This window comes from Nocardia sp. Tas62D01, from assembly GCF_055232035.1.
In genome coordinates this window covers 7,421,886-7,433,203 of the sequence record NZ_JBUYUZ010000001.1, presented here as the reverse complement: position 1 = coordinate 7,433,203, position 11,318 = coordinate 7,421,886, and the positions used below count along the sequence as shown (strand labels likewise).

Genomic DNA, 11,318 nt, shown 5'->3' with positions numbered 1-11,318 from the left:
CTCAGCCCGCGCCCGCGGCCAGTATCTGCCCGAACGCGAGACCACCATCGTTCGGCGGCAGCCGTCGATGACAGAGGACATGGAATCCGTTTTCCCGCAGCAACATTCGTGACTGCGACAACAGCAAGGCATTCTGAAAGACCCCGCCCGACAGGGCGACGGTCGTCGATTCGCTCGCGCAGGCGAGCGCAAGTTCGAGGGTCAGGTGCGCCACCGCCTGATGAAAGCGCGCGCCGATCACGGCCGGTGCGACGCCTCTGGCCGCGTCGGCCACCACCGCGGCGATCACCGGCGCCGGATCGATCACGACGGGATCGGCGTCGTGATCCAGGACGAATCGGTAGAGCAGCGGCGACAGGTCGGAGCCGCCATCGCCCGCTGACGCGGCGAGAGCGGTCGAGCCGGTATCGACGGCGTCCGAGCTGTCACCATGTGGATCGCCCGCGACTCGACGGACACCGGTCGCGGGATCGACCTCGCGTGAGATTCCCTCCAGTTCGATCGCCGCCTGCGCCTCGTAATCCGCGACATGCCTTACCCCGGCCAGCGACGACACCGCGTCGAACAATCGACCCATGCTCGAGGTGGGCACGCAACCGAGGCCGGTATCGAATTGATGTGCCAGCACCCGTCTTTCGTTCGGCGGGCAGGCACCGACCGAGGTAATGGACGGCGACCACTCGAGGCCCGCCGCCCACAGGTGGGCCAGTGCCATCCGATACGGCCTGTGCACGCTGGCATCGCCACCGGCCAGCGGCACGTATTTCAGGTGTGCGAGTCGCCGGAAGCCTTTGTAGCCCGCCGACAGGACCTCACCGCCCCAGACCGCGCCGTCCGGCCCGAACCCGGTCCCGTCGAAGGCGAGGCCGACGACCGTTGCCGATTCGCTGAGCCCGTGCTCGCCCATGACGGCGGCGATGTGGGCGTGATGATGCTGGACGGTGCGGACCGGCCGATCGCCCGCGTGCTGGCGTGCCCAAGCCGTCGAGCGGTATAGCGGGTGCGCGTCGACCGCGAGCTGAATCGGGCGTACGCCGGTGAGCTCCTCCAGATGCTGTTGCGCATCGTCGAACGCACGCAGCGTGGCCAGGTCGTCCATGTCGCCGATGTGCTGGCTGAGCCACGCGTAACGGCCGTCGGCCACCGCGCAGGTGTTCTTGAGATCGCCGCCTACCGCAAGCGTGGGTGGTGCGGGGACGGGTAGCGCCAACGGGAGTGGCGCATAACCGCGGGAGCGCCGTACCGGCAGTTCGATGCCGTCGACCAAGCGCACCACCGAGTCGTCGCACGGGACGAGGATGCGCCGATCGTGCGACAGCCAGCCGTCGGCGATATCGGCCAGACGTTCCCTGGCGTCATCGTTGTCGTAGCAGATCGGCTCGCCGCCGAGATTGCCCGACGTCATCACCAGCGCTTGCGGGCCGGGTCGATCGCCGGGCAGTCCGAACAGCAGCGCATGCACTGGGGTGTAGGCGATCAGTACACCGAGATCGGGGTTACGTGGCGCAACGGATTCGGCGAGTGCGCGCCCGCCACGGGGCAGCAGCACGATCGGTCGCTGCGAGCCGGTCAGCAGTGCGGCAGCGGTCTCATCGATGCGGGCGATCATGCGTGCCGTGGTCAGATCCGGCACCATCACGGCAAAGGGCTTGTCGCCGCGGCGCTTTCGCCTGCGCAGCTCCGCGACGGCCGACTCGTCGGCGGCATCGCACGCGAGGTGGTAGCCGCCGATGCCCTTGACCGCGAGAATCCCACCCGTCCGGAGCCGTTCCCGTGCGGCCGCCAACGGATCGCCCGCAACCGAATGACCATCGGCATCGGCCTGGTTCTGGTGCGGCAGTGGATCGTCCGAGCCGCTGCCGACGTAGGCGAGGGTCGGGCCGCAGTCGGGGCACGCGATCGGCTGCGCGTGGAAGCGCCGGTCAGCCGGGTCGGCGTATTCGCGGGCGCAGCGCTCGCACATCGCGAAGTCGGCCATCGAGGTTCGTTCGCGGTCGTAGGGCAGGCCCGCGATGATGGTGAATCGCGGACCGCAGTTGGTGCAGTTGATGAATGGATGGCGGTAACGGCGGTTGTCCGGATCACGCAGTTCGCGGGCGCAGTCCGCGCACATCGCGACATCGGGTGAGGCCAGGGTGCGCCCGCCGCCGTCGCGGGTGGTGTCGGCGATATGGAATCCGGTGCCACCCCGCACCGGGATGGCGGCCTCGTGCACCGATTCGATCACGGCGAGCGGCGGGGGCCGGTCCCTAACCCGGCGCGCGAATTCATCCAGATCCGTTGGCGCGCCTTCGACTTCGACGATCACGCCGGAACTGTCGTTGGACACGCTGCCGGACAGCGCCAATTCGGCGGCGGTGGTGTAGACGAACGGGCGAAACCCGACGCCCTGCACCACACCGCGCACCAGCAGTCGCCGCCGGGCCCGAGCGCCGGTCATGGCTCGTCACCCCGGCCGAGCAAGCGCAGTCCGGCCAACGCCTGCTCCGCACCCGCGTCGTCGGTCTTCTCGACCACGAAGCCCATGTGGATGATCACCCAGTCGCCGGGTTGTGCCGGATCATCCTCCAGGAGGCCGATATTCACCTTGCGCTTCTCCCCGGAGACGTCCACCAGCGCGATCTGGTTGTGATAGCCGTCGAGGATCTCGACGACCCGACCCGGAATACCGAGGCACATTGTTCAGACCTCCTGTCGGGTGGTCAGCAGATCGGTGACGACCCGATCGACGGCAGCCGCGGCCGCGTCCACCGCGGCCGCCACCGGCACGGAAAGACCGATGCCCTCGTCGACGGATTCGACCTGGCAGCCGACGACCACGGTCGGCGGCAATGTCGCGCCGAGGGCCCGGACACTCGCGAACACGGCGTCGGGATTCATGGCGTGCGCGTCGAGTTGCGCGGCACCCGTCACATCCGGCTCAGCGCGAAAGACCGTTATCTCTCCCGGCGCACCGCGATTCGGTACGGCATCGATGAGGACCAGCGCGTCCCACGTGTCCAGGAGGTCGTAGGCGAGGTGCATACCGCGAATGCCGTAATCGACCACGTGCACGCCGACGTCCGGGTGCTGCGGCAGCCGCCGCACCACCTCCGGTCCGAATCCGTCGTCGCCGAGGAAGATATTGCCGATCCCGGCGACCAGTACGTTCGCCGTCAGATTACCCCTTGTCCTCGGTCGGGGAGGTCGCTCCGCCGTTTCGCGCCGCCGACTTCGCCGGTCGCTGAACCGGTGTCTCGTGAACCGGGAGCGCCGCGCTCGGACTGTGGTTCTTCTCGTTGGTCGCTCACGATGTGCCCTTCTGTTCGTTTACTACATGTGGCGGATCTTCAAATAGCGCCTGATGTCCGGTATCGACCGGAGGCCGAGGTAGGCGCCGCCTACCACTATCAGCGCGACCACTCCCGTCGCGATCACTCCCACGATTTCCATGGCGGACCTTCCTTTCGGTTTTCGGGGCTGTCGAGTGGTTCGATTTCGTCCGGCGCGAAATACAGGTAGCGGCCATACCATGCGTGCAGGTCGGCGGCGGGGTCGTCGTCGATGACCACCCCGACGTGGGCGCGACCGTCGACGTCTTCGTGCACCGAGGTGACGCGGGCGAGTTTGCCGTCGAAGAACAGATCTTGGGCGTCGGCGCGGCGTGACGGGTGCAATCGCACTCGGCTGCCCTTGCTGACCCGCACTCCACAGATCGACACCGCGTCCGACTCTGGACTAACGGCGTTGTCCGCCAATGGATCCCACCAATCGATGCCCTCGGGTACTTCAGGGACGAGGCGAGGCTGCCCGAGGTGTGGGTCGCGCAGCACCCCGTGTAATTGCTGCATCGCGTCCGGGGTCATGGCGTCGCAGCGGTCTATGACCTGCGCGGCTCGAGGATCGGTCGCGCGGGCCTGCGCCTTCTCCTCATCGGTCATGGTCATCACCCGCAGGGTGAGGATTTCGTCGATCTCGGTGGAGTCGAACAGCGGTCCTTCACTCTGCTCGGCGACCTCCGGGTGGTCGTAGAGGATGATCGGTGAGATCAGCAGCATGCTGTGGTCGCCTGGAGGGCCCGCCAAGACCGGGAAGCAGCGGTGCTGGGCGCAGCGTGGCACGGCGGCGGCCGCGTCCGGTGGCGGCTCCAGCAGGGAAATGAACTGTGCGCCATCGAGTTCCGCGATGACGTGGGCACCGATGAACGATCGAGCGATGGCGTCGGGCTTGTCGGTCGCCGGCGCACCGATATTGCGGACCCGGATGGTGATACGGAGGTATTCGCCGTCGCGTTCGACCGACAGTGCGAGCTCACCCTCCAACGGAACTCGGGTGCGCACCAATCGCCCGGCCGGGTTGCCCGCGGCGTCGACGATCTCCTCGACATCGGTGGCACCCGAAACCGGTAGTGGCTGTGTCGTGTCCGTCAACGGCAGCGGGCCGACTGTGATATCGCACTCCACGGCTTCGTCCCAGCTGATCCAGGTCCGCGCATCGACCGTCAGATCGTCCACCGGCTTCGCGTCCCGGTCCTGGACAGCGCGGCGTTGCAACTGCAGGAACCGGACCGCGAGCGTGATCGAGGGCTGCGCGCCCGCTTCGACCAGGCATTGCGCCGACAGGCTCGAATCCTCACTGAGACCGGATTCGGCGGCGCCCTCTGGGCCGAGCACACCGAACTGCCACCGGGACTGGTTCTTGCGCGAGCTCGCCCGATAGGGATAGAGCAGGTAGCCCTCGTAGAGCACCGCGTCGGCAACGGCGCGCACCTGCGCGGACCACGGAGACTTGGTGCTGCTCATGGGATCTCCTCCAGTAGCCGCGAGACCGCGTCATCGAATCCCAGCATCCCGTGGCCGGCTTTGTAGGCGGCGAGCGCGTCGAGTGTTTCTCTGCTCAGACGCACCCAGCCGGTGTTCGGGAAATGCGCGGCCATCAGTTCGTGCCAGACCGCGACCGGCATATCGAACTTGTCCTCGCGATCCCAGGGAATCTGCTGGATCGCGAAACCGGTGCTGCCTTTGATGAATACGGTGCCGCTGAACAGGAAGGTCAACGGCACCGTGCCCTCGCGCAGCGCGTGCAGATACTTCGACCCGGTCACCTCGAAGTCGTAGGTGCACGGCATCGGCAGGTCCACCTCGGTGCCGCCGTTGAATCCGGGAATCATGGTGGCGCAGTGCATCCACAGAAAAGTCCGCTGGGTATCGCGCCAGCGCTCGCGCGGGCCGAACAGGTCGACGAGCCCAGCACTTTCCTCCTCGCTGTAGGGGCGGCGATGCGGTTCGATCCGCACTTGGGCCCGCAGCGCGATGGCGTGCACCGGGTCCGCCCCGAGTGCGGCGATCCCGACCCGAGCAGACAGGATCGGCGCCACCGCATACGGTTCCGGCTTGACGTCGAGGACCGCGAAGGTGATCGAGTTGACGGGGCTCATCGCGCGCCGCCGGGTCGCGCACGCGCCGACATCGCGGTGAAGAACTCGTCGAGATAGCGGTGGACATCCTGGCCGCCATCGAAGCCGCGCCACAGCATCCGCATCCGGCCGACGAACTCGTAGCAGGCGTCGATGGGCAGCAAGAGGCACGCGGCATCGGCGGTGCCGCGGTCGGGCACGCGGATCAGCAGCGCCTCGACGTCGTCAGCGAGCACATCGATCTCCGGGTGCCGCTCCAGCACCGCACGCCATTCGGCAAGGGGCAGTTCGGATTCGGTGGCGCCCGCCGGACCCGGGTAGAAGGCGACGGTGCGGCCGAGCGCGGAATTGCGGAAGAAGAACGCCAACCCGACCGGTATCTCCAGCGCGTCCCACTCGCCCTGACTGATCGTGAATTCCGGGAACGACAGGTAGCGGTCCGGCACGGCGCGATAGCGCAGCGCGGCATTCTGATCGATGAATAGCAGATAGCAGGCCCGGCACACGCACATCAGCTGTCTGCCTTCGACATTCACGACGTGCTGGTGCTCCTCGGCGATGGCCTCGGCGCACATCTCGCAGCGCTCGCCGACGGGTACCGCCGGTTTGCGATCGGCGGTGATGCGTTGCAGCACTCGGAACGGGGATGTCACCCGCTCACCCCCACCGGTACCACCACCGACAGTTCGCCCGAACGCACCAGCACCGGCAACGGTTCGAGGTGTCCGTCACCGTCGACCCGCGCCCCGGCATGCACCGCGTCGAAGTGCGCCAGGCACGTCGGGCAGCGCAGCACCGCGTCGCCGACCGGGAATCCGACCCGACGATGCAGCACCGCACCCGCGAGCGACTTGTCACACGCCGGGCAGTGATCGCGGTAGGCGAACAGATGGTCACCGACTCGGCAGGCCACGATCGTCAACCCGGCGATGGCGAACCCGCCGACTTCGCCCGGCTGCAATTCGGCCAGCTCCGGCGCCGCGATCCAGCTGCCGGACTGGTGACCGTTGGAATGCACGCGCGAGAACAACGAGTCGGCGGAGAACACTCCGCTCGTCGATTCCTGTTGCGCCTCCTGTTGCGCGGCAGCCACTTCGATGGACTCGATCTCAGGTGCGGCGGCCCGCACGGCATCCTCTACCGCCAGTTCCAGCGTTACCGACGATGACGGGCAGGTGCGGCAGCTGCCCGTCAATTCCAGCCGGACTACACCGTCGGCGACACCGAGCAGTTCCACATCGCCGCCGTGCGACCCGAGGTAGGGTCGCACGCTGTCGAGCGCCGTCTGCACCCGCGTGTACACATCGTGCGGGTGCAGTCCGTGCACGAGAAGCAGGCTCGCCACCAGATCATCTCGACCCAGCCGATCGGTGGATTGGTCATCGACCAGCTGCAGCACCCGCGCCAGTGCGGCGCCATACAGGTCCGCGACTTCACGCACCAACTGCTCGGCCCGCTCCCTGGCGACCGCGCCGCCCGCCGAGCTGGCGTCGAGCAACGTCTCGATCCGCTCGCCCGCATCGCGCCAGCGAGTCTCGTCGAAGACGACGTCGTCCTGATCCCCCGGGCGATCCTCCACTGTCATCTCCTGTCGTGTCGCCCGTCCGTGTCACTCCGCCGTCAGTGTCTGTGTGGGTGAATGCAGCTTCTCCAGCGTCTTTCCGTTACCGAGATACATGTGCACACCGCACGGCAGGCAGGGATCGAAGCTGCGCACCGTGCGCATGATGTCGATGCCCTTGAAGTGCTCGCGATCGTTCTCCTCGAAGATCGGCTGGCCCTGCACCGCATCCTCGTACGGTCCCGGAGTGCCGAAGCTGTCGCGCGGGCTGGCGTTCCACGGCGTCGGTGGATACGGGTGGTAGTTCGCGATCTTCCCGTCCCGAATCACCATGTGATGCGACAGCACGCCGCGCACGGCCTCGGTGAAACCGCAGCCGATGCCTTCGTCGGGCACCTCGAACTTCTCCCATGTCTTCGTCCGGCCGGCGCGGATCTCTTCCAGGGCCTTCTCGGCGAAGTGCAGTGCGCTCGCCGCCGTGTATGCCTGGAAGTAGGTGCGCGCCCGATTGCGTTCGATCGTGTTGCTGCCGTAGGCGGGAATCTTCCATTCCAAGCTGACCGGGCCCTTCAACGCGGTCTTGGGCAGGTTGATCTGGACGCTGCGTCCGGTCGACTTCACGTAGCCGATGTCTACCAGCCCGGCCAGCGCCGTCGACCACAGCCGGGCCAGTGGCCCGCCGCCGGTGTCGAGGGCCAAGTGGTCGGTGCCGTCGAACCAGCGCGGCGACATCACCCAGCTGTACTTGTCGTCCAGGTCGCGCTTCTGCGGCTTGGGATTGGTGTGCTGATTCCACGGGTGCCGCCGGTCCACCGGATTGCCGAGCGGATCGGTCTTCACGAACATTTCCTGATCGGTCCAGTCCTCGTAATACGAACTGCCCAAAAGGATTCGGATGCCGAGGTTGATGTCGACAAGGGAGGTGGTGATCAGTTTGCCGTCCACCACGATGCCCGGGGTGACGAACATCTTGCGGCCCCACTGCTCCATGTCCTTGTACGCGAAGTTGCACACCTCGGGATCCTGGAACGAACCCCAGCAGCCGAGCATCGTGCGGCGCAGACCCACCTGGTCGTAGCCGGGCAGCGCCTCGTAGAAGAAGTCGAACAGGTCGTCGTGCATCGGCACGACCTTCTTCATGAACTCGACATAGCGCATCAGCCGGGACATGTAGTCGGTCATCAGCTGGATCGTCGCGACCGTGCCGACGCCACCGGGATACAGCGTCGATGGATGCACGTGCCTGCCTTCCATCAGGCAGAACATTTCGCGCGTAAGCCGGCTGACCTGCAGGGCCTCGCGGTAGAACTCGCCGGTGAACGGGTTGAGCGCGCGCATGATGTCGGCGATCTTGCGGTAGCCGTGCTCGCCGGCGTGTGGCGCGTCGGTGTTCTCGGCCTTGGCCAGCACACCGGGATTGGTTTCGGCGACCATCTTCTCGCAGAAGTCCACGCCGACGAGGTTCTCCTGGAAGATGTTGTGGTCGAACATGTACTCGGCGGCCTCGCCGAGGTTCACGATCCACTCGCCCAGGTGCGGCGGCTTCACCCCATAGGCCATGTTCTGGCAATAGCAAGAACACGTTGCGTGGTTATCACCGCAGATACCGCAAATGCGGCTGGTGATGAAGTGCGCGTCGCGCGGATCCTTGCCGCGCATGAAGATCGAGTAACCGCGGAAAATCGACGAGGTGCTGTTACACTCGACCACTTCCCGATTCTTGAAGTCGATTTTTGTGTAAATTCCTAGGCTGCCGACGATTCGGGTGATCGGATCCCAGGACATCTCGACGAGACTTTCCGGGTCGATCATTCGGTGCGACGGCTCGGGGATAATCTGTGTCATCGAAGATTCTCCTACCAGGTGCGTGACGCGCCGGAATACAGCTTTGTGCCCTTGTGCCGCCAGCCAGGTTCTTTATCGAGTGTGCGGCCGGTGATAGAACGCAGGCTGCGGATCATCGATCCGTAGAGCCCGGATGCGGCGGAAGACAGCTTCCCACCGGGTGGTTCATCCATGAACGGCATGAACTTGTCGGGGAACCCGGGCATGGTGCAGCCGATGCAGATGCCACCCACGTTAGGGCAGCCGCCGATACCATTCATCCAGCCGCGTTTGGGCACATTGCATTTGACGACCGGGCCCCAACATCCCAGTTTCACAATGCATTTCGGCGATCCGTATTCGGTCGCGAAGTCGCCCTGTTCGTAGTAGCCCGCCCGGTCGCAGCCCTCGTGGACGGTAGCGCCGAACAGCCATTTCGGCCGCAGCGCCTCATCGAGCGGGATCATCGGCGCCTGTTCGGTCGCCATGTAGAGCAGGTAGGTCAGCGTTTCCGCCAGGTTGTCCGGTTGGATCGGGCAACCCGGCACGCAGACGATCGGAATGCCTGCCTTGCTCTTCCATTCCCAGCCGAGATAGTCCGGCACGCCCATGGCGCCGGTCGGGTTACCGGCCATCGCGTGGATGCCGCCGTAGGTCGCGCAGGTGCCGGCCGCTACTACGGCGGTCGCTTTCGGCGCCAACCGGTCGAGCCATTCGCTGGTTGTCATCGGCTGTCCAGTGGCGGGGTTATTACCGAACCCGCACCAGTAACCTTCTTCGTGCAATTGTTCGTTGGGAATCGAGCCTTCCACGACCAGCACGAATGGCTCCAATTCACCCCGATCGGCTTTGAAGAACCATTCGAGGAAGTCGTCGGCTCCCCCATTCGGGCCACACTCGAAATCGATGAGTGGCCAATGGACGGCAATCTTCGGTAGGCCGGGGAGCGCCCCCAGCGCGATTTCTTCGATACTCGGCTGAGTGGCCGCGGTCAGCGCCACCGAATCGCCGTCACAACTGAGCCCTGCGTTGATCCACAACACATGAATCAACGTTTCTTCGGCTCTGACTGCTTCCTGAGTTGGCACGAGCGCCACCTTCCGGAGCCGGACACCCGGTGACAATCTCACCCAATTTGAAGATCATCACCTGTCTGTGAACGTGATTACATGAGTCTAGGCCCGGCCGACAACATCATCAAGACCGGACGCCACCGCTTCGCGTTCCTTCGCAAGCCACTCATACCAGTGAGACACGCCGTCGCCGGTGGTCACTGATATCGGGAGAATTTCGACACCCGGATTGACCGAGTGGGCATATTCGCGGCATTTATCCAGGTCGAAGTCGACATAGGGCAGCAAATCGATCTTGTTGACCAGAACAAGCCCTGCGGCTGCGAACATGTGTGGGTATTTCAGTGGTTTGTCCGTGCCCTCGGTCACCGAGATGACCACGACCTTGCCGCGCTCGCCCAAATCGAATAGCGCCGGGCATACCAGGTTTCCGACATTCTCGATGAACAACAGCGTGCCCGACGGTGGGTCGAGAGTGTCGAGCGCGCGGCGCATCATGTCGGCGTCCAGGTGGCACCCCGCGCCGGTGTTGATCTGCACCACGGCACAGCCGGTCGCCTTGATCCGTTCGGCGTCGAGCAGGGTTTCCTGGTCGCCCTCGATCACGGCGATCGGCACGTCGCCGAGCTCCCGGATCGTGCGCTCCAGCAATGTCGTCTTGCCCGCGCCGGGCGAGCTGGTCATGTTGAACGCCACGATGTTTCGTTGCTCGAGCCATTCGCGATTATGACCAGCCAGGAGATCGTTCTTCGCCAGGATCTTCTGCTCCAGCGTGACGGTCTCGGTCACCGGCAGGTGTACATGATGGGCGCCGTGATCGTGATGATCGTGGTCGTGCCCGCCACCATGCTCATGATGGTCCGCGTGCTCATGATGATGCTCGAGCGGGACGGTGATCATGGCTGCCGCGTCGTTGCCGCATCCGCAGGTTGCGCACATGTTTCGCTCACTTCCATTGATCGGATTCGCAATTCCCGCCCGGATATCACCTCGACGTCGGCACTGCCGCAGTGGCACAACACGATCAGATCGGCCAGCGTGAAGTCCGCGCCACAGGACCGGCAGACAGCGCGGCCCGGTACCTGCTCGATCTCGAGCCGCGCCCCCTCCGCGACCGTGCCCTCGGCGGCGAGCTCGAAGCAGAACTGCATCGCCTCCGGCACCACCGCGCAGAGCGCGCCCACCGCAACGGTGACGCTGTGCACCGTTGCGCCCGCCGCGTGCCCACACACGGCGTCGATGACACTCTGGGTGATCGCCATTTCGTGCACGATAGCCTCGACTCGACTCGACGAGAGAGCGGACAGCTAACGTTACTCCTGCGCGAAAGCCACCTCCAGGTATTCGCGATCCGCGGCCGGGCGCGAACCCGGACACAGTCGGGCTCGATTTGCCGGACTGATACCCGGCCTCTTGACTGCGAGTCTGCGTGAGACGACCGGTCGCCGCCGCGGAGGTGACGGGG

The 11,318-nt window shown here is 65.4% G+C and carries 12 protein-coding genes; all 12 read right to left on the bottom strand.

Features of this window, described 5'->3' with window-relative positions; translation table 11 throughout:
• Nucleotide 1: 1 nt before the first annotated feature.
• The gene (gene hypF / locus ACV7NQ_RS35535) at nt 2–2,440 is read right to left on the bottom strand and encodes a carbamoyltransferase HypF (protein WP_463363550.1); all 2,439 of its coding nucleotides are present in this window, start codon (nt 2,438–2,440) and stop codon (nt 2–4) included.
• Nucleotides 2,437–2,679, bottom strand: coding sequence for a HypC/HybG/HupF family hydrogenase formation chaperone (locus tag ACV7NQ_RS35530; protein ID WP_463363549.1), 243 nt, complete (start codon nt 2,677–2,679; stop codon nt 2,437–2,439). The genes hypF and ACV7NQ_RS35530 overlap by 4 nt, the downstream gene beginning before the upstream one ends.
• 3 nt (nt 2,680–2,682) lie before the next feature.
• Nucleotides 2,683–3,159, bottom strand: a complete 477-nt coding sequence (locus ACV7NQ_RS35525) for a hydrogenase maturation protease (RefSeq protein WP_463365948.1) — start codon at nt 3,157–3,159, stop codon at nt 2,683–2,685.
• Nucleotides 3,160–3,312: 153 nt separating this feature from the next.
• Nucleotides 3,313–3,432: a DUF6893 family small protein gene (locus ACV7NQ_RS35520; RefSeq protein WP_463363548.1), complete on the bottom strand. Its 120-nt coding sequence runs from the start codon at nt 3,430–3,432 to the stop codon at nt 3,313–3,315.
• Nucleotides 3,414–4,781, bottom strand: coding sequence for a hypothetical protein (locus ACV7NQ_RS35515; RefSeq protein WP_463363547.1), 1,368 nt, complete (start codon nt 4,779–4,781; stop codon nt 3,414–3,416). Before ACV7NQ_RS35515 ends, ACV7NQ_RS35520 begins: the two co-directional genes overlap by 19 nt.
• Complete coding sequence (locus ACV7NQ_RS35510) at nt 4,778–5,416, bottom strand: DUF6084 family protein (protein ID WP_463363546.1); 639 nt, start codon at nt 5,414–5,416, stop codon at nt 4,778–4,780. Before ACV7NQ_RS35510 ends, ACV7NQ_RS35515 begins: the two co-directional genes overlap by 4 nt.
• Complete coding sequence (locus ACV7NQ_RS35505; protein ID WP_463363545.1) at nt 5,413–6,048, bottom strand: DUF5947 family protein; 636 nt, start codon at nt 6,046–6,048, stop codon at nt 5,413–5,415. The genes ACV7NQ_RS35510 and ACV7NQ_RS35505 overlap by 4 nt, the downstream gene beginning before the upstream one ends.
• A complete protein-coding gene (locus tag ACV7NQ_RS35500) occupies nt 6,045–6,974 on the bottom strand; it encodes a NifU family protein (RefSeq protein WP_463363544.1) in 930 nt (309 codons plus the stop codon). Before ACV7NQ_RS35500 ends, ACV7NQ_RS35505 begins: the two co-directional genes overlap by 4 nt.
• 30 nt (nt 6,975–7,004) lie before the next feature.
• Nucleotides 7,005–8,801: a nickel-dependent hydrogenase large subunit gene (locus ACV7NQ_RS35495; RefSeq protein ID WP_463363543.1), complete on the bottom strand. Its 1,797-nt coding sequence runs from the start codon at nt 8,799–8,801 to the stop codon at nt 7,005–7,007.
• A gap of 11 nt (nt 8,802–8,812) precedes the next feature.
• Nucleotides 8,813–9,868, bottom strand: a complete 1,056-nt coding sequence (locus ACV7NQ_RS35490) for an NADH-quinone oxidoreductase subunit B family protein (RefSeq protein ID WP_463363542.1) — start codon at nt 9,866–9,868, stop codon at nt 8,813–8,815.
• Between the two features lie 87 nt (nt 9,869–9,955).
• The gene (gene hypB, locus ACV7NQ_RS35485; protein WP_463363541.1) at nt 9,956–10,792 is read right to left on the bottom strand and encodes a hydrogenase nickel incorporation protein HypB; all 837 of its coding nucleotides are present in this window, start codon (nt 10,790–10,792) and stop codon (nt 9,956–9,958) included.
• Nucleotides 10,750–11,124: a hydrogenase maturation nickel metallochaperone HypA/HybF gene (locus ACV7NQ_RS35480; protein WP_463363540.1), complete on the bottom strand. Its 375-nt coding sequence runs from the start codon at nt 11,122–11,124 to the stop codon at nt 10,750–10,752. The genes hypB and ACV7NQ_RS35480 overlap by 43 nt, the downstream gene beginning before the upstream one ends.
• Nucleotides 11,125–11,318: the final 194 nt, after the last annotated feature.

Bases quoted from the DNA above. Each gene is read 5' to 3' on its own strand.
- hypF (WP_463363550.1), bottom strand. From the start codon at position 2,440: ATGACCGGCGCTCGGGCCCGGCGGCGACTGCTGGTGCGCGGTGTGGTG.
- ACV7NQ_RS35530 (WP_463363549.1), bottom strand. From the start codon at position 2,679: ATGTGCCTCGGTATTCCGGGTCGGGTCGTCGAGATCCTCGACGGCTAT.
- ACV7NQ_RS35520 (WP_463363548.1), bottom strand. From the start codon at position 3,432: ATGGAAATCGTGGGAGTGATCGCGACGGGAGTGGTCGCGCTGATAGTG.
- ACV7NQ_RS35515 (WP_463363547.1), bottom strand. From the start codon at position 4,781: ATGAGCAGCACCAAGTCTCCGTGGTCCGCGCAGGTGCGCGCCGTTGCC.
- ACV7NQ_RS35510 (WP_463363546.1), bottom strand. From the start codon at position 5,416: ATGAGCCCCGTCAACTCGATCACCTTCGCGGTCCTCGACGTCAAGCCG.
- ACV7NQ_RS35495 (WP_463363543.1), bottom strand. From the start codon at position 8,801: ATGACACAGATTATCCCCGAGCCGTCGCACCGAATGATCGACCCGGAA.
- hypB (WP_463363541.1), bottom strand. From the start codon at position 10,792: ATGTGCGCAACCTGCGGATGCGGCAACGACGCGGCAGCCATGATCACC.